Consider the following 21,814-nt stretch of genomic DNA (forward strand, 5'->3'; position numbering starts at 1 on the left):
TCACCCGCAGACCAGTGCTTCGAACAACTCGATCTCTGGTACCTGCACCCAGCCGTCCTCGACCGGCAGGTGCTCCCCCGCGTTGAGTGCTTCGACTTCGCGTACGCCGTCCGGCACCCGGAGGCGCCCCGGTCCGACCGGCACCGGTGGGGCGAACCGCTGGTCGCTATCGCCCGACCTGTTCAGCAGATGTACGACGAATCCCGCCGCGGACCGCCCCACCACGATCTCCACCTGCTCCGGCAGATCCGTCTCCATCGCGCCACCCACCTGATCCACGAACAGGTCCCGGTGCACGCTCAACCCCACTTCGCGGTACGCCCGCCCGATCGTCCACGGGAACAGCACCGCATTGCCCTGCTTCACCAGCCCGGGGTGCTCCAACTGCTCATGTCCGTAGCACTTCTCCGGCGGCCCGTACGGCGCTCGCGAGAAGGCGCGGAGCGCGACCTGGCCGGACGCCTCGATCACGTCGAAGGCGCCGAAGACCGGCACGCCACCCTCCAGATGCAGGGCGCGAGTAGCTTCCTCAGTGTCGTACCGGGCAAGCCGCCGGACCGGAAGTTGCTTGACGTCGGTGGTGCCCGTGGCAACTATTCGACCGGTGTACTCCCCCAGGTCGACCGGACCGAGATCGGGCAGCACGACCGCCTGGTAGCGACTCAGATCGACGTCGCCGAGACGATCCTGTGGCAGGACATCGAAGGGCACATGTCGCTGGAGCAGCGAGAGGTAGAGCCCTTGGAACTCTCGGGTGTTCGCCCCTCTCACCAGGAGAGTTCGAGCCGCGGGCACCAGGTCGCGATAGACGTCCTCGTGATCACGATGGAAGCGGGTCAGCTCGCCGGCGATCGGCAGGCAGGCGTACGGATTGTCGTCCGGAGTGCCCATGATGTACGTCGACGAGTTGGCACCGCGAGCGATCGCCTGGACCAGGTACTGGGCGAAGTGGTTCGGATCCTCACTCGCCATCCGGTACGGCATGTCCACGAAACCGACCGAGTTCGTGAGGACCGGCACGGTCGGCCGGTAGGTCTTCGCCGCGCTCACGCTTTCGCTGGTGCGGTGATGCCACAGGGGACGGCCGACTGCGTTGTTCGCCTCGTGGAAGACGATGTCGGCGCGATCGCCGAGGACCAGCGGGGCCTCCGGGCGACGGTCGGCGAGGTGCTGCCGGATCCGCGCGGTCAGATCGGCCAGCACTTGCTTTGCGAACTGCTGCCAAGCGTCGTAGCCGGGTGACCCCTTGCCGTCCGGCAGCTGACCGTCGTACCGCTCCTGACAAGAGACGCAGTGGCAGACACCGTGGTAGACGCGGCTGTAGTCGACCTCGTTGAACGACATCCAGTTGCAGAAGAAGCCGTCGAGCGGATAGCGGTCGAGCACCTCGTCCAGTACCTCGAACAGCTTGACCTGGTAGTAGTCGCCGCTGGGACAGACACTCGTCAGGCCGTTGTAGACCTGATGCGCCCCGGTCGGTCCGACGAAGCACCAATCCGGGTGGGCCTCCGCCCGGCGATGGTCGATCTTGGAGAAGTCCATCCGGCCCATCACCCGGATCCCACGCTGTGCGGCAGCCTTGACCGCATCACCGACCAGATCGCCGGACGGACGCTTGGCGAGGTGGGGATTGCGGGTCTGGAAGTCCAGATCGGTCGGGTAGTTCGACAAGATCCCGCCGACGCTCAGCAACCAGGTGTTGGCGCCGAACTCGACCAGGTAGTCGAGCACCTTGTCCACGTCCAGCCCGGCGTCGATTTCGCGCAGGTTGGTCTGGAACATCCGGAACGGTTCGTGCCACCAGAGCCTCATGAGTGATCCCGGCGCAACGTCCGGTACAGCGCGGAGTGATCCAGTTCGCCGTCGCCGTCCGCAATGGCTGCGTTCATCAGTTGCTGTGTGGCAGCCGTGTTTGGCAAAGCGAGATCGAGCTCGGCAGCGACCTGCACGGCGAGCCCGAGATCCTTGCGGTGCAAGCGAATCCGGAACCCGGGCTCGAACGTCTCCCGCAGCATCCGCTCGCCGTGAAGTTCGAGGATCCGCGAGCTCGCGAACCCACCCATCAGCGCCTGCCGGACCACGGCAGGGTCCGCCCCGGCCCGCTCGGCGAAGAGCAGGCCTTCGGCCACCGCTTCGATGGTGAGCCCAACGATGATCTGGTTCGCGACCTTCGCCGTCTGCCCCGCACCGGACCCACCGATCAACGTGACGTTCTTCCCGAGTACGTCGAAGATCGGCCGGGCTCGCTCGAACACCTCCGGGCGACCGCCGGCCATGATCGTCAGCGAACCGTCCCGCGCGGCGATCTCACCACCGGACACCGGCGCGTCCAGGTAGTCGCAGCCCAACTTCTCGATCAACTGCGCGAACCCGATCGTCGCGGTCGGCGAGATCGAGCTCATGTCGATCACCAGTGATCCCGCCCGCAACCCCTCGGCGACCCCGGCCGGCGCGAACAGCGCCGACTCGACATCCGGGGTGTCCGGGACCATCAGGATCACGACCTCGGACAGCTCGGCGACCTCATTGGCCGACCCGCACACATGCGCACCGACGTCGGTCCGGCCGCGGTAGACGGAGAGGTCGTGGCCGGCGGCAATCAGATTGGCCGCCATCGGCCGCCCCATCACGCCGAGACCGATGAACCCGATCCTCATGCGTCACTCCAATCCACGTGCACGACCTCGAGCAGCCCTGCGGTCGGGATGACCACCTCAGCCCGGCCGTCCGCGATCACCGGCTCGACGTCCACGCCGGCCACGAGCAGGCGCACCTTCACGGCCTTGTCCGGTACGGCGACGGAGACGCGCTGCGGCGGCAGCGGGAGGGTCTCGCGGATCGGGCCGCGCATCGCCATCGGGTTGGTGAGGTTGACCAAGGCAACGGCCACCCCACTGTCACCACGATGTACGGCGACATCGACCAGCCCGGCACCTTCGACAGTCACTTCCGGCGCTTTGCCCAGCGCCCAGCCGACCGCGTTCGCGATCAGCCGGCCGTGGTCGGACTGCAAGGCTTCCCAGAAGATTGCGCCGAGGTTGAACGGGAAGTAGACCGTGCGTCCGCCGTTCGCGTTCTCGGTGCAGACCACTGCCGGTCGATCCGGTGCCTCCCGCGGATAGACCTCCTCCATCGGCAGATCCGGGAAGTCAGGGATGAACCGGAACGGGATCACGCCGTCGGCCTCGACGCCCAGAATGTGGGTGCCGCCAATGATCCGCGTCGTACCCTCGAAGCCCGCGTTCAGCGGGTGCTCGTCCATCAGCGCGATGTAGTTGTTCTGGATCCGCCGGCTCGGCTCGCTCAACCGAACGCCCAGCACATCGGCCAGCCCGAAATCCGCCCGCGCGTCGCCGTGTTCGTCGTACAAGGAGCTTTGGTACGCCGCCACGAGTGAGCCGCCGGTCTCGACGTACTCGCGGAGGATCGTGCACTGCTCGTCGCTGAGTTGCTCCGCGTTCGCGAGGAGGATGACCTTGAACGGGCTGAGTCGTTCCGCGGACATGAGCTGGTCGGAGACGAACTCGAACGGGATCCGCGCCTCGACGAGGGCCTGGTAGAAGCCGTCCTCGTGGTCCTGGTCGCCGGCGTGCAGCTGCCCGGTCCGCGTCGGGTCGAGCAGCGCGACCTCGGCGGTCACCCGCAGATCTTTGAGGACCGGCTCGACTTGCGCGTGCAGATTGAAGGCGTCGACGACCGGCTGGACCCAGCGATTGTCGGCAATACTCGCGTTGAACTTGGTGAACCACGGCAGCGCCCCGTGCGCGAACCCGTCGACGATCCAGGTCTTGGTCTCCTCGCCGGGCGCGACCGAGTCCTTCCAGCGGTACTTGTGTTCCGGGCCGACCGAGGTGATCAGCCGCACCGGCCGATCGGGGAAGACACCGCGGTTCCGCTTGCCGTTGCGGCCCGCAGCCCACGGCGCCTCGATCCCGTGCCGGCCCTGCTTGTCGATGATGAACATCGGTGCGAGTGGTTCGGCCAGGTCGTGCGCGAGGTCCCGGGCGGCGAGTGCACCGAGGTTCGGGACGAAGCGGGCATGCGGCCGGATGTCGCGGACGGCCTGGTCCCAGATGCTGACGAGTTCACCGAGCCGCCGATGCCGCCAGGTGACGTACTCGGACCAGCCCTCGGCGTGTTCCGCGGCGGCGAGCTCGAGGCCGGTCTCGTCCCGGAACGATTGCTGTGCGGCCTCGCTGTACGAGATGCCGTAGTAGCCCTCCCATCGATTCGCGAAGACCGCGTCGACGCCGTACTCGCGGACGATCTCGCGGATCACCTCGGTGATGAACTCACGGTGGTACGGCGTGAACGCGCACGTCAGCCAGATTCCCGGGTAGGCCCAATGCTCGATCGGGTTGCCGTCACGATCGCGGGCCAGCCATTCGGGATGTGCGGCCGCGGCGTCGGCGTGGACCGCGTGCGGATCGACGCGGGCCATCACGCTCATGCCGAGACCGCGGGCACCCTCGACGAGCGTGCCAAACGGGTCGGTGTCGCCGAGGAACGTGCTGCGGTGGTGGTACTCGAGCCGGGTCGGGTAGTAGGCGACGTACCCTCCCGCGCTGATGCAGGTCGCGTTGGCCTTGCTGTCACGCATCAGCCGCAGCCAGAAGTCCGCGTCGAAGTGCGCGGGATCGTCCTCGGCCAAGGTGATCTGGGCCCAGCGGGTGGCCGCCAACGGCCAGTCCGGATCGGAGTCGACTCGCGCCTTGACTGCTGCGGTCTGCTCGGGCTCGGTGTGCATCGCGCCTCCGGAGTCGTCGGGTCTTAAGATTGTTAGACAAGAATGCACGACTGGCAAGAGCTGATGTTAGGCTCATCCGCATGGACTACCGGGGCCATGAGCTGAGTGCGAACGTCTCGATGCTCTTCACCGAACTGCCCTATCCAGACCGGTTCGCCGCGGCTGCTGCCGCCGGTTTCCGGATGGTCGAGTCGTGGTGGCCGATCGCCGTACCCGATCCTTCTGCGGCCTCGATCGACTCGTTCGTGCGTGGGATTGAAGCCGCTGGGGTGTCTTTGAATGCCCTGAACTTCTACGGCGGGGACATACCCGGCGGGGAGCGTGGTGTGGCGTCGCATCCGGATCGGCAGGCTGAGCTCGCAGCGAACGTTCGTGCGGTCGTCGCGATCGCGGAGCGGACCGAATGCCGGCTCTTCAATCTGCTCTACGGGCAGACCGACGATCGCTGGGCCCCTGCTGAGCAGGCGGCAACTGCTGTGGCTGCGATCCGTTCGGCGGCCTCCGCCGTCGATGCTCTCGGCGGGACCGTGTTGATCGAACCGCTGACCGAGGGGCTCAACGGGCGCTATCCGTTGCTGACGGCGGACGACGTACAGGATTTGCTCGACGGACCATTGAAGGATGTCGACAATCTGTCGCTGTTGTTCGACACGTTCCATCTCGGTAGCAACGGGGTCGATCTCATCGGCACGGCGTCGACTGTGCAGGTCGCTCATGTGCAACTCGCGGACAGTCCGGGCCGTGGTGAGCCGGGGTCGGGATCGTTGCCGATCGACGCGGCGCTTGATGCGCTGAAGGCGGCCGGCTATCAGGGCGTCGCGGCCTGTGAGTACAAGCCGACGACGGACACGCTTACGAGTCTGGGGTGGCTTGGCTAGCTGCGGTTCGCAGCGCATCCGCGACCGCGGCGACGGTCGGGTTCTGGGTACGGCGGGTGAGCAGGAAGACCCCGCGTCCGACCTCACCCTCGGCAGGTAGGCGTACGGCGACACCGGCCGTGCCGTGGGCGAGCACCAGGTCCGGGAGCAGTGCGCCGGCTCCCGTCGTACGGACGAGTTCGAGCAGGATCAGGAAGTCGTCGGAGCTGTAGCGGAGGTCCGGTTCGAAGCCGCCGAGTTCTCGGCAGACGCGGACCTGCATTTCGCGATGGCCGGTGCCGGGATGGCAGGAGGCCCACGGGACATCGGCCAGGCGCGCGATCGATACTCGTTCGGCGGCGGCTTCGGGGTGGTCCTCGGGGAGGACGACGCGGATCTGTTCGCGGAGCAATGACTCGCGATGGAGGTCTGCGTGCACTGCTCGCGGTTGGCCGTCGTACTCGTCGCCGATCATCACGTCCAGCTGCTGGAGTCGCAGGGCCGGCGCGGCCTGCTCGACCTCGAGCTCGCTGGCTTCGACGCGGATGTCGGGATGAGTGGCGGCCAGCGCACGGATGGCCGGGGCGACGATGCGCAGGAACGCGGACTGGAACGACGCGACCCGGACCAGCCCGGCCACTCGGCCGGCCGCGATCGTGGCCAACTCCGCCTCGGCCGCCTCGACTCCCTCGAGCAGTGTCGAGGCGTGACGGACGAGCACCTGGCCGGCCGTGGTCAGTCGGACGTTGCGGCCGATCCGCTCGAGTAACGGCGTACCGGCTTCTCGCTCCAGGACTGACAGCTGCTGCGAGATCGCGCTCGGGGTGTAGCCGAGGGCGCGCGCGGCGCCGTGCACGGTGCCGCGGTCGTGGACTTCGCGCAGTAGGCGGAGGCGGTGCAGATCCAGCATTTGTTCAGAATAGCTACACGGTCTCGTCCAGGAAGCCGTGATAGACGTGAACAATCTCCGGGCCTGACCATCGATGACGTGGGGATCCTTTTCTGTCTTCTGTCCGCCGCCGGGTTCGGGGCGATGGCCGTGTTCGGCAAGCTGGCGTACGACGCTGGCGTGTCGGTCGATGCGTTGCTGCTGGTCCGCTTCGGGCTGGCGGGAGTTGTTTTGTTGACAATCGCGCTAGCGCGTGGCGCGTTCCGTGGTCTGTCTCGGCGGGCTGTGCTGATCGGGCTGGGCATGGGTGTCTTCGGCTATGCGGCGCAGTCGGGTCTGTACTTCTCCGCGCTGACGCGGCTCGATGCGTCGCTGGTCGCCTTGCTGCTGTACGTCTATCCGGTGCTGGTGATGGTCGGTGCCGTGGTGTTGCGACGTGAGCGGGCGTCGCGGCGGAGGGTGTGGGCGTTGGGGATTGCGCTGGCCGGGATCGGGCTGGTGCTCAGCGGGGCTCTCAGTGGGCGATTCGATCTTTTCGGGGTCGTGCTGGGGCTGGGCGCGGCGATTGTCTACACCTGCTACATCTTGGTCGGCGATCGGGCTGAGGTGCCGCCGTTGGCGCTCGCTGCGTTGGTTTGCGTGGGGGCTTTCGGGACGTTCCTGGTCGTTGGGCTGCTGCGGGGTGGGCCTTCGCTGGACTTCGCGCCGGTGGGGTGGTTGTGGCTGGGGGCGTTGTCGCTGGTGAGTACGGTTGCGGCGATTTTGCTGTTCTTCGCGGGGATGGCTCGGGTCGGGCCATCGGTGGCGTCGATCCTGTCCATCCTCGAGCCGGTCGTGACGGTGGTCGCGGCCGCTCTGGTGTTCGGTGAGCAGCTCACAGCGGTCCAGTGGTTCGGTGGCGCGCTGGTGCTGTCCGCCGTACTGATCGTCCAATGGCCACGCCGACGCCGCACGCCGGTGCTAGCTGACGAGTGTGTGGCCGTCAGCTAAGGCTCCGTCGTCTGGGGCTCCGTCAGCTGGGCTCTCGGCTGGGGCGCGCCTCAGCTGCGGCTTCCGTTAGCTGGGGCAGTCTGGGGCTGCGGTGAGGGCGGCGTTGGCTCGGGAGGCTGCGTCGAGGTGTTTCGGCGCGGCCGTCCACGCGGCGACCCACATATCCTGCGCGTGCTCCGCATCGAAGTCGCCGGCCGCGTGAGCCGCCATCATCGACAGGTGACTCTCCCAATCACCCGCGGCCGCCCGATCAGCCTTCGCGGCCCGATCGAGCGCTGAGAGTCGTTTCTTACAGACGGTTGCCGTCGTACCCGACAACTTCTTGCAACCGCCCGCGGCCTTCGCCTGCGCGGAGACTGCGGAATCCAACGTGGCGATATCCGCGGGACCGGCGAGTCTGGTGCGCTTCCAGATCGCTTTTGTGGCTTCCTCGGAATTCTTCCCGCTGAGCAAATCCGTACGGGCCTGCACATGTTGGCGCCAATGTTCGGCGGCGGCCCAGGCCGAGGTCACCACTGCTTCGGTTGTCCGGATCTCGTCGGCGCAGGCATCGGCGGCGCTCTTGATGACCTTCGGCTTCGGCTGAGGCGTTGCGGGCTTTGCAGGCTGGCTCGCTGCGGGCTTTGCAGGTTCGTTCGTCGCAGGCCCACTCGTTGGCGCACTCGCTGCGTGGCTTGCGTTATGTGCGGGATGGGTCGTGCTGAGTGTGGGTTGACCGGTCGGCTGGTCCGACGGCCCACCGAGTTGCGCGAGCGCCACCCCGGCGGCGACGGTCACTGCGGCGACCACCCCGACGACAAGCAGTAGCGGACCGCGGCGTTGATGAATCGCTCGTTTGGCTCGTGACATATTCAAGCCCCCCAACTTGAAGAATCTGAATGCTGTCACGCCCATCAGAAAAGCGCGAACAATTCACGGTACGCGCCAGTAGTCCTGCAATCCGTGGCGCCTTCCAACAGAATTCTTCCGGCACAACGACACAGCGTCATCAGTCACCCACCCGCCGGCCGACGCGGTCCAGTGCGTTTCGCGTCTTCGCTCAGCGCGCCGCAGCTCCCTCGTCTCAGTCGCCGTCTGCGAATCATGGCGTCGAGCTGTCCTTGTCGACCGAGTTGACCAGCCGGGGAGCCGGAGCCGCAGCTGGGTCGGTGCCTCGGCGTTCACCGAGCCGCATCGGCCGGCCGATCGTTGTGAGAACTTTCGACCGGTTGCGCACCGTCCAGCGGCAGACTGGAAGACATGGACCGGCGGATGGCGTGGGCGGGGGTCGTCGCGTTCGTGATGACGGCCGTGGTCGCCTGTACTACCGACGACGCGGCACCCCCTGCGTCAGCCCCGAGCGCAAACTCCACAACTCCTGCCCCGCCATCCGTCGCCCCAACGCCCTCCGAAAGCCTCTCGCCGTCCGGGAGCCCCTCGCCGTCCACTCCCCCACCTGTGTCATCGCCGCCGTCGACCGCCGCGCCGACCCCGACGACCGTCCCGCATCCCGTGTCTCTGCAGGCCTTGATGGTGAAGAAGTACAACGGCGGCAACCTCCGCCTCGCCCGCGTACTGGCGCGCAACGCCGCCTACACCCGCTACCACGTCACGTACACAAGCGGATTGTTGACAATCTCCGGGATCATGAACGTCCCGTCGACCCCAGGACCGCACCCTGCCCTCGTCCTCAACCACGGTTACATCGACCCAGCCGTCTACACCAACGGCCGCGGGCTGATGCGTGAGCAGGACTACCTCGCGCGGCGCGGGTACGTCGTACTGCACACCGACTACCGCAATCACGCGCAATCGTCCGACGATCCGCGCTCCGAACTCGACCTGCGGCTCGGCTACACCGAGGACGTGATCAATGCGGTCCTCGCTCTGCGGACCTCGGAGTACGTCGATCCTGCACGCATCGGACTCCTCGGCCGGTCGATGGGCGGCGGTATCACCTACAACGTGCTCGTCGCCCAGCCCGGTCTCGTCAAGGCCGCGGTCGTCTTCGCGCCGGTCAGTTCAGATGCCGTCGACAACTTCAACCGCTGGACCCGCCCCGATCGTCCGATCGCGACCACGATCCTGCGCACGTACGGCGAACCCGCGCGCAACCCGACCTTCTGGCGGAACCTGTCCGCCGTGAACTTCTTCGACCGCGTCACCGAACCGGTCCTGATCCACCACGGCGCGTCCGACTCGACCTGCCCGATCGCCTGGTCCCGCGAAACCCTCGCCGCCCTCAAGGCCGCCGGCAAGAACGCGACCATGTACACCTACCCCGGCGAAGAACACGCCTTCGGTCCCGCCTGGCCAACCTCCATGGCCCGGACCGTCACCTTCCTCAAACAACAAGGCCTCTGACCTAGCAACCGCGGGCTCGTCCGGCACGTGATGCCGGACGAGCCCACCCCCGAACTGCACCTTCCCTCTGAGCAATCCCCTTTAGGACAAGGGCTGCCATTCGTCGTTGCGCATCCGCAGGATCGCCAACCCCACCACGGCGAACCCGACTGCCTGCAGACCCCAGCCGATCAGGTCGAGCGTGTGATTCGGAATGATGATCGCGGCGATGAAGTGAATCGGCTGCGACACCATCACCGCTACCGCGGCCCATCGAACGACAATCCGCGACCGCCACATCGCGACGCCGAGCAGGATCGTCCCGAGGACGTGCCCGAGCACGAACACCGCGCCGGCCAGGTTCATCGACCCGTGCGTCACATCAACCGCCTTCGCGATCGACCCAGCGTCCACTCCCGCCGTTCCCGCGGACCAGGTGAACAGGTCACTCGATGCCGTCCACGGCAGCGACAGATACCCCGGTACGACGAGGAACAGCGCGATCGCGGTCACCCACGGCGCCCGTCGGCGAGTCAGCCGGCCAACCGCGTAGGCCCCGGGAACCAACGTGAGGATCCCGATGTACCCAAACCACGCGACCAACGATGCGCGATCCAGATTGTCGACAATCTTATTGACGATCGTCGGAACGTCGTCAACCGTGTCGTAGGGCAAGAAGTACCGCAGCAGCGCGATCGCAGCCGGCCCGATCGGCAGCACCAGCGCCGCGACCCAGCGGGACAGCGGTCGTACGTCGGCACCCGTCGTACGCTCCATCGTTTGCGTCATCGCGCACCGACCAGTTCCCGCGTCGGCAGCAGGACCGCCACCACGCCGAAGATCGTCGCCGCAACTCCGAAGCCGGCGGCCGCGACCGCGGCGGCAGGTACATCGGCGGCGAAGAACGCCGGTACTGCGAGCAGCGCCGAGGCGAGCCGCAGCGTGATCAGCGGAGCCAGTGCCCACCGCTTCCCACGCCAGGCCAGGCCGACGAAGACCAGGCTGATCAGCCCGACCACCGAGCCACCGACCGCGATCTCCATCGGTGGGTGCTCGCCGTCGGTCAGCACCGGCCCGAGCAGATCCAGCACGGCCAGCAGACCGAGGACGATCAGGCCGGCTTTGTTCATCCGAGACATTGTGTTTACCCCCTCATCAGGTTTCGATGGCTCCACCATCGGCTCCCGCCCCGGTCCCGCACCTGGGCCCGCAATCCCCCGTAGTCAGGCGGTTCCCCAGCCCACCCGGGGCTGCGATCCCGGCGCGACGGGATCACTCGCAGCAGCGCTTCCCCGGCGTCTCGGGAACGCAATCCCGGGACGCCGGGACACTTCCGGGAGCACACTGCCTCTATGACCACAGGATCGAACCCGCTGGAGCCGCGCCGACGGGCGTTGGCCGGCGGCCTTGGTGGGTTCGTGATCGCCGAGGTGGTCGCCGCGCTGGTGCTGGCCGCCGTACTGAGCTGGAACTGGCACGACCTGGTCGAAGGTTTCGTGGTGACGAACGGTCTGATGGGGCTGACGTTCGGACTGTGCGGCGCGGTGATCGCGTGGCATCGCCCGTCGAACCCGATCGGCTGGCTGTTCATCGCCGACGGCATCGGCCACGCCACGACCGCGCTGGGCGCACCGCTCGGTCAGGTGCTGGTGGAGTCCGGCGCGCCGATCGTCGCTCAGCGCCTGGCCGTCTCGCTGTTCCTCTGGTCGTGGCCCTGGTCGATCGCGCTCTTCCTCCCGTTGTCCTTATTGCTGTTCCCGACCGGCCGGCTGCTGTCGCCACAGTGGCGCTGGGTCGCGATCGGCATCATCGTCACGTCGCCCTTCTTCGTTCTGGAGATGGCGACCGACGGCGCCCCGCCCGCTCCCGGCGTACCACGTGGTTATCTGTCGATTTCGTCGTACGACGCACTCCAACCGCTCTGGACCGCGACCGAACTGCGCAACCTGGTCGCGATCCTGTTGGCTGTCGTCTGTCTGTTCATCAGATACCGCCGAGCTGATGAAATGGGCCGTCGGCAACTCCTGTGGTTGCTACTGGCATCCGTCATCGCGATCCTCTTCGTCACCCCGTGGGCCTTCGTCGCGGGTACGCCGATCCTTGTCCTGCTGGCGATTCCGCTGATCCCGATCGCCGTCGCGGTGGCGATCGTGCGCTACCAGCTGCTCGACATCCGACTGGTCGTGTCGCGAGCGTTGACCTGGGCGCTGCTCTCGTTGGTTGCCATCGGCTCCTATGCCGCTCTGGTCGCACTGCTCGACTCGTTCATCGCATCGCAGGTGGGTCGCTCCGCCGCGGTCACGGTGCTGGTGGCCTTGATCATCGCGCCGATCCTCCCCCGGCTTCAGCTCCTGGTCGACCGGGCCTTGTACGGCGACCGCGGCGACCCCGCCCGGGTTGCGTCGCGCGTCGGCGAACAACTCTCGGCCGGCCTCCCCGGTGTCGTTGCCTCGGTCCGATCCGCCCTCCGCCTCCCGTACGCCGCTCTGATTGTCGACAATGGGATTGTCGCCGCGGACGGTACCCGGCCGCAGACCGTCGTACCGCTGGAACTTGAGTACGGCGGACAGGTCGTCGGGACGCTCGACATCGGTCTGCGGTCGGGTGAATCCCGGCTGGCGTCGGCGGATCGCAATGTGCTTGCGCTGGTCGCCGTACCACTCGCCGTCGCCGTGCATGCAACCCGCTTGTCGGCCGAGCTGCAGTCGTCCCGCGAGAAGCTCGTCTCGGCCCGGGAAGAGGAACGCCGCCGGATCCGCCGCGATCTCCACGACGGCCTCGGACCCACGCTCACCGGTGTCGCGTTTGCCGCCGACGCCGCTGCCAACCTGATCGACGTCGAGCCGGTGCGAGCACGCGAACTCCTCGCGGGGTTGCGGGCAGACACGCGGACCGCGATTGGCGACGTACGTAGGCTTGTCGACGATCTGCGACCGCCTGCGCTGGACGAACTCGGTCTCGTCGGCGCGCTGCGGCAACGGGCCGACCAACTGTCGTTCCGTGCCGACGGTGCTTTGATCCAGGTCGAGGTGTCTGCCGATGGTCTCCCGGCACTGCCCGCGGCGCTAGAGGTGGCTGCCTACCGGATCGCGACCGAGGCGCTGACGAACGTCGTACGGCACTCCCGCGCGACTTCCGCCGTACTAGCGTTGCGCTGTGGAACCGATCTCGAGATCGAAGTGAACGACGACGGGCCGCCGAACGGGGCTTGGCGTCCCGGCGTCGGCCTGCAGGCGATGCGCGAGCGTGCTGCGGAGCTGGGCGGCAAGTTCGAAGCCGGCCCCACCCCCCGCGGCGGCCTGGTCCGCGCCCGCTTCCCTTTGGAGCAACGATGACCCGGGTCGAATTTCCTTGGGAGCGACGATGACCCGAGTTGTGTTTCCTGTGGAGCGACGATGATCCGGGTCGTGCTGGCCGACGATCACCCGATCGTCCGGGCCGGGCTCGAAGCATTGCTGACGTCCTTGCCCGGCATCGAGGTCGTGGGTGTCGCCTCAACTGGACGTGAGGCGGTTCGGGAAGTCATCACGGCTCGCCCCGATGTCGCCGTACTCGATCTGCAGATGCCCGACCTGGACGGATTCGCGGCCACCCGCGAACTCGCCCGCTCGGCTCCGTCGGTCGCCGTCCTCGTCCTGACCATGTTCGAAGACGACGACTCCGTCTTCGCCGCGATGCGCGCCGGCGCCCGCGGCTACCTGGTCAAAGGCGCCGAACAAGAAGAGATCGCCCGCGCCATCCGAGCCGTCGCAGCAGGCGAAGCCATCTTCGGCCCCGGCGTAGCCCGCCGCGTCCTCGGCTTCTTCTCCGCACCCCCACCCAGCGCCGACCCGTTCCCCGAACTAACCACCCGAGAACGCGAAATCCTCAACCTCCTGGCCGCCGGCCTCTCCAACACAGCCATCGCCGACCGCATCAACCTCGCCGCCAAGACGGTCGCCAACAACGTCTCCACCATCTTCACCAAACTAGGCATAGCCGACCGCTCCACAGCCATAATCCAAGCCCGAAACGCCGGCCTCGGCACCGACAACTAACTGATCGCGTTGAGGTAGCGGGTGCCTATTGTTTTTAGGTGGGTCAGGAGTTCGGGTGGGCCGTCTACGTGGAAGTCGAGGCTGAGCATTCCGATGTAGACGGCGATGACTTCGAGGGAGTCGGCGCCGGTGACGAGGACGCACGTACTGTCGTCGATCGGTTCGACCATGCCGACCGCGGCGTGGATGCGGGAGAGGACCTCGTCGGCGGAGGCGAAGACGGTGATCCGCGCGTGCACCTGCCAACCGGTCGACGCGACATCCCGCAGGACGAAGTCGGTGTAATCCTCGCTGGGCATCGGCCGCGGCTGGTAGCGGCGACCTGTTGCCATCCGCAACGACATCCAGTCGACCCGGTACGTACGCCACTCACCCTTCTCGTCCCGCGCAACGAGGTACCAATACCGCTGCCAACAAACCAGCCGATAAGGCTCCACCAGAATCGGAAGCTCGGCTCCACGGCCCGACCCAGCGCCACGCATCATCGCACCCGTCGGAATCTCGTAGTCGAACCGCAGATAGTGCTCGTCACGGATGCACGCCGCCACAGTGGTGAGAACAGTCGAGTCGATCAGCGGATCCTCGACGTTCGAGCCGGTGTTGTCAGGCCCCTTCTCCATCGCCCGGTGGATCGCGTTCACCTGCCGCTGGAGCCGATGCGGCAGGACCTGCTCCAGCTTGGTCAGCGCCCGAGCACTACTGTCCGCCATCCCGACGACGCCGGCGCCCGTACGCAATCCAACCGCGACCGCCACCGCCTCCTCGTCATCCAGCAACAGCGGCGGCAGCTTCGCGCCAACTCCAAGCCGGTAGTGCCCCGCCGGACCACGCGCCGCGTCGACCGGGTACCCGAGCTCGCGAAGCCGATCGATGTCATTGCGAACCGTCCGCGTAGTCACCTCCAGCCGCTCGGCCAACTCACTGCCAGTCCAGGCCGGCCGGGTCTGGAGCAACGCCAGCAAGGAAAGCAACCGCGACGAAGTTTCCAGCACATCCGTCTCCCATATAGGAATCTAATGTTCCTATACGGATTCTACGGTAAAGCCATGAACACGAACGAGAGCATCCGGCCCTTCACCGTCGACATCGCCCAGGCTGACCTGGACGATCTGCTCGTCCGCCTGGCGCGGACGCGGCTGCCCGAGCCCGTACCCGGCGACGACTGGGAGTACGGCACCCCGAACCACTACCTCAGCGAGATGGTCGACCGCTGGCAGAACGGGTTCGACTGGCGTCAGCAGGAGGCGCGGATGAACGAGTTCCCGCACTACCTGACCGAGATCGACGGCCAGACCGTCCACTTCATCCACGTACCGTCGAAGGTCGAAGGCGCGACGCCGCTGCTCCTCCTGCACACCTACCCGGGGTCGTTCATCGACTTCCTCGACATGATCGGCCCGCTGACCGACCCGGTCGCGTACGGCGGCTCGGCCGAGGACGCCTTCTCCGTCGTCGTCCCGTCGATGCCGGGCTTCGGATTCAGTACGCCGCTCGTCGACCGCGGCTGGACCATGGCCCGGGTAGCGCGGACCTACGACAAGCTGATGCGCCGACTCGGCTACACGTCGTACGGCGCTCATGGGTCCGACGGCGGCGCGATGATCTCGCGGGAGCTCGGCCTGCTGAACCCCGACGGCTTCCTCGGCCTGCACGTGCTGCAACTGTTCTCCTTCCCGTCCGGCGACCCGGCCGAGTTCGAGAAGTTCACGCCGGAGGACTACGCGGCGCTCGAGCACCTGAAGTGGTTCCAGTCGGTCGGCGGGTACAACGCGATCAACTCCACCCGGCCACAGACCGTTGCCGTCGGCATCTCCGACTCACCGGTCGGGCAGCTGGCCTGGAACGAACTCTTCAACAGCTTCGGCAACGGCACCAGCCTGGTCACGCCGGAGCAGATCCTGGCCGAAGTCACGCTGTACTGGTTCACGAACAGCTCCGCCGCGGCGGGCCGCTATCACTACGAAGAGGCCCACGCCGGCACCGAACCCGCCCAGAACCACGCGCCGACCGGCGTTGCGGTGTTCTCCGACGACTTCAAGACGATCCGCCCGCTGGCCGAACGCGACAACACCAACATCGTGCACTGGTCCAACTTCGAGACCGGCGGCCACTACGCCTCCCTCGAACGCCCCGCGGAGCTGACCGCCGACATCCGGACCTTCTTCCGCAACCTGTAGGCACTACATAGAGAGCCCGGAGTGCTTGCGCACTCCGGGCTCCTTTGGGCTCCACCCGACTGGAGGGAATTCCGGGCAGAGCTTCCTCCTTCGGGCCGACCTCAGGCGCTGTGGCGTTGCTGCCACCAGGCTCGATGCGGCCGGACGCCGTACCTCCGTCGATCGCCCCCTAGGCCGCAACGAACAGCTCTGTGAGCGACGTGTACCCGAATCCTGCACCGGCTCGTACGCCGGCACCTCAACGAAGACCTCATTCGTCTTGCCCCCTCGGAGATCCCCACCCCCGGCCCGCCCCTCGAGCCAGGCAGTCTCCTCACGGCGGATCGCGTGATTTCCCCCCACGCAACACGTGCATCGCACGCGCCCCCGCGTGCTCCGCACCAGCCCCCCGGCCGCGTCGCCAGAATCCTGTACTCGACGCTACGCCCCGTCCACCCACCCGACAACGCCTGATTCGTGTTCAAACGAGCGTCTCAGTGCTTGCTCAAGAACTCCTGGAGCTCCACTGCCCGCTCGTCAAACGTCGCCCGCTCCATCTCGATCGAGCCGTCCCCGACGACACGACAATCCGCCCCGGATTCTTCCGCCGCCGAACCCAATCCCGCAGTACGGCGACCACCGTCGACGCCGCCTTCGGGCCACCCACCAACGCCACCCCGATCGCCTTCACCGCAACGTCCTGAGTAGGCAACCCCTCCCCCGCCAACTCCTTCCGCAACTGCTGAACCGCCTTCAAACACCGCCCGTCATCCAGTCCTTCGTCGGCGATGGCCCGAACCTCAACCCAATGCCCTTCACCCATCCGCCACTCCCATCAGTTGCCCCCAGCCCCTGTGGATAACCCCCGCCGCATCCAGCCGCGCCCTCCTATTCTGATGATCCCGCCCCAACCCCGAAAGGACCACGATGGACTCCGAAGAAACGCCGCATCTCCTTCCGAACGGCGACCACGTCTGGGTCATCAAAACCTCAACCGCCTCCGGCCTCCTCCCCCAGATGCTCGAACGCTTCCGCTTCGGCCACGACGACCCCCTGATCTTCGGTGACGCTGGCCAACCCGAAGGCGTAGTGGTCCCCTTCGAACTCTGGCGAGCCCTAGACACCCGAGTCTTCGACGAAGAAGGCTTCGACACCACCTACACAATCGCCCGAGCCCGCCTCGCCGACCCGACCCCATCCATCCCAATAGAACAAGTCGCAGCAGAGTTCGGCTGGGATCTCGACGAGCCAATAGACGACTCAGAGTTCCGCTCGAAGTGAGCCCTCGAGTGTCGGCTCTGCAGTAGAGAGCCAGGTCGGCACCCAAGGTTGTGCAAGGCCATGGATCCGACTCCTGTGGATAACTCCACGCTCGGTCAGCTCTCGACTTCTATCCTGAGAATGACTCTTGCCCCACGGAAGGACAGCCATGGACCCCGACGAAACGCCGCACCTCCTCCCAGATGGCGAACGCGTCTGGGTGGTGTCGCCTTCGGCGGCGTCGAAGAACCTGCCTGGCCTCCTCAACCTTTTCCGCTCAGGCCAGACCGAGCCCCTCATCCTTGGCGACGCGGGTCAGCCCGAGGCTGTTGTCGTCCCTTGGGACGTCTGGCGTCGGCTCGACGCGCTGGCCGCCGACGAGGACGGCTTCGACCACGCCTACGACACTGTCCGCGAGCGACTCGACAATCCACAGCCGTCGATCCCACTCGAGGAAGCCGCCGCTCAAATCGGATGGGATCTCGACGAAGATATCGACGAGTCCGACTTCAAGCCGCAATGACGCAGTACCGCCTCCTGCTCCTGCCGGAGGTCATGCAGCGACTCGCAGCCCTCGATCGTGCCGCCAGCACACAGGGACCTGGTGGCCTTCGAACTCGCGAGTTCCAAGCCCTCAAACTGGGACTTCGCGTACTCGCGGATGGTCGCGAAGAAGAGTTCGCCGGCAAGCGCCTCAGGTATCGCCGACACGACCTCAGCGACTGCGCTGAGATCAAGCTCGCCGTCGTCCCCGAGACCCGCCACAACATCGACCTCGGCCCGTCCCACCGACTCATCTACCGCGAGTTCGAATCAGAAGACGGCGGCCCGCCGTACCGCCAAGTGGTTGCCTTCGCCCACCGCGGCGCCGACCGCCCTTTCGAAGAAGCCGCAGCCCACTTGGGCCGCGAAGCCGGCGCCCGCCTACCCACCGTCCGAGCCGCCACCGATTCCCTCACCCACCTATCCAGCCCAGTCGCCCCCATCCGCCAGCCTCTCCCACCAGACCTCCGCAAAGCCCTAGCCGCCGCTTCCGACATCGCCGCTGCCTCCGGAGCAACGAAATCCAGACCACCCGCTCAGCAGCACCGGTCTGCTCCCGGTCGCAGCACCTCCAATACCCGCGAGCTCTGATCAAGACGCCCAGTCAGACCGGCTCGGGATGGCCATCGTTCGGTGGTGAGGCCGACTTCACGGCTCGCTCGAAATGTCTGTAGAGATGCGACACGATGCTCAATGCGTCCAGGCAGTCCTGATAGGTCATCGCCCGGGTCTCGATCAGTAGAAGTTCCTCTTCGTGAGCGACCGGGTTGCGGAAGGCCGCCACGACGCCGTCGGACAATCTCCAGTGTCCGTTGCGGATGGTTTTCAATGTATTCACGTCGAGCCCGGAGTCGATGTAGGGGAGCGTGACATCGATCTGTGCAGGCTCATCGCCGCTGACTTTGAACGCCTGATTGACGATGGCGGCAGCCTGCTGTCCGTCAAGACCAAGAACTTTTCGGATGTCGTTGACGAATCTCTTCAGGGCCTCTGACAACGCAGCGTGGAAATGGCCGGACTCGTAGTAGGTCTCCGAGACGGCCTTGATTGACGGATGCAGATGCCGCCAGTGTAGGTCCGCATAGTCGGGTGCGATGGTCCGAAGACTTCTGAGCAACGAAGTACGGTCGTCATCTGCAAGGGCCGAGTCCGGTGAGACCAGGATCGAGGCCGCCTCTCCGACCGCGTCGCGCTCACTGCTCCTGATGGACCCGACCCAGGTGTCGACATCCACTCCGTGATCCGCCCTGATCCGCTCTTTGTTGGCTGTGCGCCGAGCATTCCTCCGTTCCCTGGACGCCCACTGCAGCAGTCTTTGGAGATAGCCATTGAGCTCCGCGGTCAGGTCGGTGTCCCAGCTGATGGAGCGGCGGTCCGTCGAGATCACATCGGCAACGCCGTCGTCGATGTAGTCGACGTCCAGATACCCCGTGAGATAGGAAAATGCGTAGCTCGACTCCGAGACTCCGTAGAACTCTGGTTCGTTGGCGAGACGCCCGTGTGCATAGAGCGCAATGCCTCGATGCTCAGCGCCGACAGGCTTTGCTGCTGCGACGATACGTCCGCGGACGAGGAGGTTCGGAAGCTCCTCACGCAGATCGTCGGGCAAGTCCCCGGGCACTTGCCACTCCACGTCCTTGTCTACTCCGTCAAGACGGGAATCACGGTTGATCGGACGACTGGTACCCGCCGCGTCGATCACCTCGATCTGGAAATCGTTGTCGACGTAGCCGAACAGCCGGCCGAGGCTGTGCGCCAGATCTCTCGCGTTGACGGGGGTCCGCCGACGGAGGTCGCTCAGCTCGACTGTGGTTCCGTGGAGACCTGGCTCCGCTTCGCTTCGGGTCAGATCCGGGTGGTACTCCGTGCCCGTCGCGTTCTTGATCTCGATCCAACTGAGCGCGACATGCAGGTTCTCCGACGCGCCACGGCGTTTCGTTGTCAGCAGGATGGTTTCACCGATTCCGAACAACGCCAGCTTCCCCAGACCCTTCTTTCCTGCCACAGCACGCCGGCCCGACTCGGAACGCCCTTCACCTTCGACTCTGCGGTTGCGCCCAATCCGGAGGTACTTCTCCCGGAGATCAGCCAGATTCATGCCGTGACCGTTGTCCCGCACAGTCACGGAGCGACCCCGCTCGTCGTCGCGCAGAATGACCTGAACCTTCGTCGCATCTGCGTCGTAGGCGTTCGCTATGAGTTCAGCCAGTGCGTTGGGCAGGTGCGAATACATCTTGTAGCCAAGATGCTCGATCGTGAGTGGATCGAACAGCAGCGTCAGGTGTGATCTCACCAATGTCTGTCCTTACGTCCGCAGCGGGCCTCAAGGCGTGTCCCGGTCGGCCTCAATCTGCCGTAGGCCTAACCATGTCCCCACCTGCCGCCTGAATCGCTTCCACCGTTTCCATTGCCACAGCACGCAGTTCTCCATCGAGCACGACAGGGTCCAAGGCCTCGAACGCCACGAACGGCCTCAGTCGCAGCAACCGCTGGAGAAAGTCGCGCAACACGGCCCTTTCCCCGAGGCCGTCCAGCTCGAGAGCCGACCACGTTCGCAGGATCGCCTTCACGACCATCGGGCTGCCGCCGAGCGCCTTACGGCGGGAGTAGATCTGGTCGAAAGCCGCCTCTCCGAGAACTTCCAGCGCCTTGTAGGCATCCGGTTCGTCGGGTGAGTGGACGAGCTGGGCACGCCACCAGAGCCTTCCGAGAACGTGCCTGGTGATGTCGGTGCCGAGGACGCGATCCCCCGGAGGACGTGGGTACCTCCAGTAGGACAGATCCGGCAACAGCACCAAGGCGAGAAATGCCCAGACGTCACCCGAGGCCGCCTCGGCCGGAATGATCTTCATTCCGGCGTGAAGATATCGCGCCATCGGAAGATCGATCTCTCCCCGCGCATCACGCGACGACTTCGTCGGAAAGCCGGACTGCATCGCGATCTGGAGGGCACCCTCACGCAACTCTGTGAGCTGTCCGGACGAGACGCGATCGCCACCGGTGGCCGCATAGATGGCCGACTGGTGTGAGACTTCGACACGGCCGCCTAGTTCTTGGACGTCCAGTGTTTGGTACTGCTCGTGCAAGGGCTTTGCCTGCTCGATCAGCAACCGTGGGTACAACAGACTCATTCGACCTCCTCGAAGAGCCTGACCGCAGCACGCAGTTCTGAAGCGAAATGTGCGGGTGACTGTTCCATCCGGAGCCTCAACTCGACGAGTGAGATTCCGGGGAACAGGCGATCGAGAAGCGAGATGACGGTGGCACCGAGGGTGCCTTCGGGGTACGGCGTACCTTCTGTAAGCTCGTCCGAGCGCAGCCCATGCTCTGCCATCGTCCGCGCAACGTCGCAGTAGACCGCCGACAACACAGCCTTGTCGACCGTGCGAGGCCGCGCCGCGTTCTGGAACGCCCGCACCATGGTGGAGTTGCGCTCGTTGACCAGGAGGATCATCCCGCCCATGGTCGCCGAGTAGAGATTGCCGGAGATCTGGACATGCCATGCCGCATCGTTGGGAAACGACGTTTTGCCGAAGTCGATCACCGAGATCGGGAACTGTGGAGCGTCCCCTTGCAGCTGGATCTCGTGTCGGTCGCGCCAAAGTACCGATCCGGCCCGCCCTGGCGCGGCAGGGTCCGGGCTCCCGTTGTGAGCATCGAGAACGGCCACCGTCTCCAAGGTCAACCGACCGCCGACTTCCGAACCCGGGATCCCGACTTCAATCTCACAGACCTCTTCGTCCTGCCCGGAGAGCGTCACGCGATATCCCGGAGCCTTGAGACCCGACCCACTCGCGGTCCAGACGACAGCCAGCGCAAGTGGCGCGCTCGGCGGCAGACCGGCGCCGACGCGCAACGACTTCGCATCGATCTCGATGACTCGTCTCAGTGTCAGGTTGGTCTGATAATCCCAGTCCGGGAGCTTGTCCGGCAGTGAGACCTGCTCCTCCCCCATGACGAGCACCCAGTCTCCGGCGACCACGGTCTCGCTCGACGGCATCCTGTACGGCATT

Annotated in this window: 21 protein-coding genes; 9 read left to right on the top strand and 12 right to left on the bottom strand. The window is 66.0% G+C overall.

Translation table 11 applies throughout. The features are described 5' to 3' along the window. From AB0L70_RS18380 to AB0L70_RS18390, 3 genes are read right to left on the bottom strand one after another with little or no spacing between them, the layout of a single operon-like run. The gene (locus AB0L70_RS18380) at positions 1–1,812 is read right to left on the bottom strand and encodes an alpha-amylase family protein (protein WP_363685432.1); all 1,812 of its coding nucleotides are present in this window, start codon (positions 1,810–1,812) and stop codon (positions 1–3) included. Next, positions 1,809–2,657 carry a 2-hydroxy-3-oxopropionate reductase gene (locus tag AB0L70_RS18385; protein WP_363685434.1) on the bottom strand — a complete coding sequence of 283 codons (849 nt, stop codon included), beginning with the start codon at positions 2,655–2,657 and terminating at the stop codon, positions 1,809–1,811. Before AB0L70_RS18385 ends, AB0L70_RS18380 begins: the two co-directional genes overlap by 4 nt. Beyond that, on the bottom strand, positions 2,654–4,747 hold the full coding sequence (locus AB0L70_RS18390; RefSeq protein ID WP_363685436.1) for a family 10 glycosylhydrolase: 2,094 nt from the start codon (positions 4,745–4,747) through the stop codon (positions 2,654–2,656). Before AB0L70_RS18390 ends, AB0L70_RS18385 begins: the two co-directional genes overlap by 4 nt. Before the next feature lie 80 nt (positions 4,748–4,827). On the opposite strand from AB0L70_RS18390, the gene AB0L70_RS18395 reads away from it, so the two are divergent. Continuing rightward, entirely contained in the window at positions 4,828–5,625 is a 798-nt protein-coding gene (locus AB0L70_RS18395) for a TIM barrel protein (protein WP_363685438.1), read from the top strand. On the opposite strand, the gene AB0L70_RS18400 is transcribed toward AB0L70_RS18395, so the two are convergent. Beyond that, positions 5,600–6,514 (bottom strand): LysR family transcriptional regulator, encoded by a 915-nt coding sequence (locus tag AB0L70_RS18400; RefSeq protein WP_363685440.1) that lies wholly within the window; start codon positions 6,512–6,514, stop codon positions 5,600–5,602. The genes AB0L70_RS18395 and AB0L70_RS18400 overlap by 26 nt on opposite strands. A gap of 78 nt (positions 6,515–6,592) precedes the next feature. On the opposite strand from AB0L70_RS18400, the gene AB0L70_RS18405 reads away from it, so the two are divergent. Continuing rightward, positions 6,593–7,483 (top strand): DMT family transporter, encoded by an 891-nt coding sequence (locus tag AB0L70_RS18405; RefSeq protein ID WP_363685442.1) that lies wholly within the window; start codon positions 6,593–6,595, stop codon positions 7,481–7,483. 66 nt (positions 7,484–7,549) lie between these two features. Here AB0L70_RS18405 and AB0L70_RS18410 read toward each other — a convergent pair whose 3' ends face one another. Further along, entirely contained in the window at positions 7,550–8,332 is a 783-nt protein-coding gene (locus AB0L70_RS18410) for a hypothetical protein (protein WP_363685444.1), read from the bottom strand. Positions 8,333–8,920: 588 nt separating this feature from the next. Here AB0L70_RS18410 and AB0L70_RS18415 point away from each other — a divergent pair. Then, positions 8,921–9,826 carry an alpha/beta fold hydrolase gene (locus AB0L70_RS18415; protein ID WP_363685446.1) on the top strand — a complete coding sequence of 302 codons (906 nt, stop codon included), beginning with the start codon at positions 8,921–8,923 and terminating at the stop codon, positions 9,824–9,826. An 81-nt stretch (positions 9,827–9,907) separates the two neighbouring features. Here the strand turns inward: AB0L70_RS18415 and AB0L70_RS18420 are convergent, their stop codons facing one another. Together AB0L70_RS18420 and AB0L70_RS18425 are read right to left on the bottom strand one after the other, a co-directional pair. After that, positions 9,908–10,594 (bottom strand): hypothetical protein, encoded by a 687-nt coding sequence (locus AB0L70_RS18420; RefSeq protein WP_363685448.1) that lies wholly within the window; start codon positions 10,592–10,594, stop codon positions 9,908–9,910. Then, positions 10,591–10,935: a hypothetical protein gene (locus AB0L70_RS18425; RefSeq protein WP_363685450.1), complete on the bottom strand. Its 345-nt coding sequence runs from the start codon at positions 10,933–10,935 to the stop codon at positions 10,591–10,593. The genes AB0L70_RS18420 and AB0L70_RS18425 overlap by 4 nt, the downstream gene beginning before the upstream one ends. Positions 10,936–11,157: 222 nt before the next feature. On the opposite strand from AB0L70_RS18425, the gene AB0L70_RS18430 reads away from it, so the two are divergent. Both AB0L70_RS18430 and AB0L70_RS18435 read left to right on the top strand, forming a co-directional pair. Continuing rightward, on the top strand, positions 11,158–13,140 hold the full coding sequence (locus AB0L70_RS18430) for a histidine kinase (protein WP_363685452.1): 1,983 nt from the start codon (positions 11,158–11,160) through the stop codon (positions 13,138–13,140). Positions 13,141–13,200: 60 nt separating this feature from the next. Further along, a complete protein-coding gene (locus AB0L70_RS18435) occupies positions 13,201–13,842 on the top strand; it encodes a response regulator transcription factor (protein ID WP_363685454.1) in 642 nt (213 codons plus the stop codon). Here the strand turns inward: AB0L70_RS18435 and AB0L70_RS18440 are convergent. After that, entirely contained in the window at positions 13,839–14,834 is a 996-nt protein-coding gene (locus AB0L70_RS18440) for a WYL domain-containing protein (RefSeq protein WP_363685456.1), read from the bottom strand. The genes AB0L70_RS18435 and AB0L70_RS18440 overlap by 4 nt on opposite strands. Before the next feature lie 54 nt (positions 14,835–14,888). Between AB0L70_RS18440 and AB0L70_RS18445 the strand changes: the two genes are divergently transcribed. Further along, entirely contained in the window at positions 14,889–16,019 is a 1,131-nt protein-coding gene (locus tag AB0L70_RS18445; protein WP_363685458.1) for an epoxide hydrolase family protein, read from the top strand. Positions 16,020–16,503: 484 nt separating this feature from the next. On the opposite strand, the gene AB0L70_RS18450 is transcribed toward AB0L70_RS18445, so the two are convergent. Then, positions 16,504–16,821, bottom strand: a complete 318-nt coding sequence (locus AB0L70_RS18450) for a hypothetical protein (RefSeq protein WP_363685460.1) — start codon at positions 16,819–16,821, stop codon at positions 16,504–16,506. A 104-nt stretch (positions 16,822–16,925) separates the two neighbouring features. Here AB0L70_RS18450 and AB0L70_RS18455 point away from each other — a divergent pair, with 104 nt between their 5' ends. The 3 genes from AB0L70_RS18455 (at position 16,926) to AB0L70_RS18465 (ending at position 18,392) form a co-directional block, all read left to right on the top strand. Further along, on the top strand, positions 16,926–17,279 hold the full coding sequence (locus AB0L70_RS18455) for a hypothetical protein (protein ID WP_363685462.1): 354 nt from the start codon (positions 16,926–16,928) through the stop codon (positions 17,277–17,279). Positions 17,280–17,427: 148 nt separating this feature from the next. Then, positions 17,428–17,781, top strand: coding sequence for a hypothetical protein (locus tag AB0L70_RS18460; RefSeq protein WP_363685464.1), 354 nt, complete (start codon positions 17,428–17,430; stop codon positions 17,779–17,781). Beyond that, positions 17,778–18,392 carry a hypothetical protein gene (locus AB0L70_RS18465; protein ID WP_363685466.1) on the top strand — a complete coding sequence of 205 codons (615 nt, stop codon included), beginning with the start codon at positions 17,778–17,780 and terminating at the stop codon, positions 18,390–18,392. The genes AB0L70_RS18460 and AB0L70_RS18465 overlap by 4 nt, the downstream gene beginning before the upstream one ends. A gap of 13 nt (positions 18,393–18,405) precedes the next feature. Here the strand turns inward: AB0L70_RS18465 and AB0L70_RS18470 are convergent, their stop codons facing one another. From AB0L70_RS18470 to AB0L70_RS18480, 3 genes are read right to left on the bottom strand one after another with little or no spacing between them, the layout of a single operon-like run. Beyond that, positions 18,406–20,094, bottom strand: coding sequence for a TIGR02391 family protein (locus AB0L70_RS18470; RefSeq protein ID WP_363685468.1), 1,689 nt, complete (start codon positions 20,092–20,094; stop codon positions 18,406–18,408). 52 nt (positions 20,095–20,146) lie between these two features. After that, positions 20,147–20,911, bottom strand: coding sequence for a DUF6339 family protein (locus AB0L70_RS18475; protein WP_363685470.1), 765 nt, complete (start codon positions 20,909–20,911; stop codon positions 20,147–20,149). A 17-nt stretch (positions 20,912–20,928) separates the two neighbouring features. Further along, on the bottom strand, positions 20,929–21,813 hold the full coding sequence (locus tag AB0L70_RS18480; protein ID WP_363685472.1) for a hypothetical protein: 885 nt from the start codon (positions 21,811–21,813) through the stop codon (positions 20,929–20,931). Position 21,814: the final 1 nt, after the last annotated feature.

Origin of the sequence: Kribbella sp. NPDC051952 (genome assembly GCF_040680855.1) — a bacterium.
GTDB lineage: Bacteria > Actinomycetota > Actinomycetes > Propionibacteriales > Kribbellaceae > Kribbella.

What these genes read in the sequence shown, in the direction of transcription:
- AB0L70_RS18380 (WP_363685432.1), bottom strand. Translation starts at nt 1,812, where the DNA reads ATGAGGCTCTGGTGGCACGAACCGTTCCGGATGTTCCAGACCAACCTG.
- AB0L70_RS18385 (WP_363685434.1), bottom strand. Translation starts at nt 2,657, where the DNA reads ATGAGGATCGGGTTCATCGGTCTCGGCGTGATGGGGCGGCCGATGGCG.
- AB0L70_RS18390 (WP_363685436.1), bottom strand. Translation starts at nt 4,747, where the DNA reads ATGCACACCGAGCCCGAGCAGACCGCAGCAGTCAAGGCGCGAGTCGAC.
- AB0L70_RS18395 (WP_363685438.1), top strand. Translation starts at nt 4,828, where the DNA reads ATGGACTACCGGGGCCATGAGCTGAGTGCGAACGTCTCGATGCTCTTC.
- AB0L70_RS18400 (WP_363685440.1), bottom strand. Translation starts at nt 6,514, where the DNA reads ATGCTGGATCTGCACCGCCTCCGCCTACTGCGCGAAGTCCACGACCGC.
- AB0L70_RS18410 (WP_363685444.1), bottom strand. Translation starts at nt 8,332, where the DNA reads ATGTCACGAGCCAAACGAGCGATTCATCAACGCCGCGGTCCGCTACTG.
- AB0L70_RS18420 (WP_363685448.1), bottom strand. Translation starts at nt 10,594, where the DNA reads ATGACGCAAACGATGGAGCGTACGACGGGTGCCGACGTACGACCGCTG.
- AB0L70_RS18425 (WP_363685450.1), bottom strand. Translation starts at nt 10,935, where the DNA reads ATGAACAAAGCCGGCCTGATCGTCCTCGGTCTGCTGGCCGTGCTGGAT.
- AB0L70_RS18430 (WP_363685452.1), top strand. Translation starts at nt 11,158, where the DNA reads ATGACCACAGGATCGAACCCGCTGGAGCCGCGCCGACGGGCGTTGGCC.
- AB0L70_RS18435 (WP_363685454.1), top strand. Translation starts at nt 13,201, where the DNA reads ATGATCCGGGTCGTGCTGGCCGACGATCACCCGATCGTCCGGGCCGGG.
- AB0L70_RS18445 (WP_363685458.1), top strand. Translation starts at nt 14,889, where the DNA reads ATGAACACGAACGAGAGCATCCGGCCCTTCACCGTCGACATCGCCCAG.
- AB0L70_RS18450 (WP_363685460.1), bottom strand. Translation starts at nt 16,821, where the DNA reads ATGGGTGAAGGGCATTGGGTTGAGGTTCGGGCCATCGCCGACGAAGGA.
- AB0L70_RS18455 (WP_363685462.1), top strand. Translation starts at nt 16,926, where the DNA reads ATGGACTCCGAAGAAACGCCGCATCTCCTTCCGAACGGCGACCACGTC.
- AB0L70_RS18460 (WP_363685464.1), top strand. Translation starts at nt 17,428, where the DNA reads ATGGACCCCGACGAAACGCCGCACCTCCTCCCAGATGGCGAACGCGTC.
- AB0L70_RS18465 (WP_363685466.1), top strand. Translation starts at nt 17,778, where the DNA reads ATGACGCAGTACCGCCTCCTGCTCCTGCCGGAGGTCATGCAGCGACTC.
- AB0L70_RS18480 (WP_363685472.1), bottom strand. Translation starts at nt 21,813, where the DNA reads ATGCCGTACAGGATGCCGTCGAGCGAGACCGTGGTCGCCGGAGACTGG.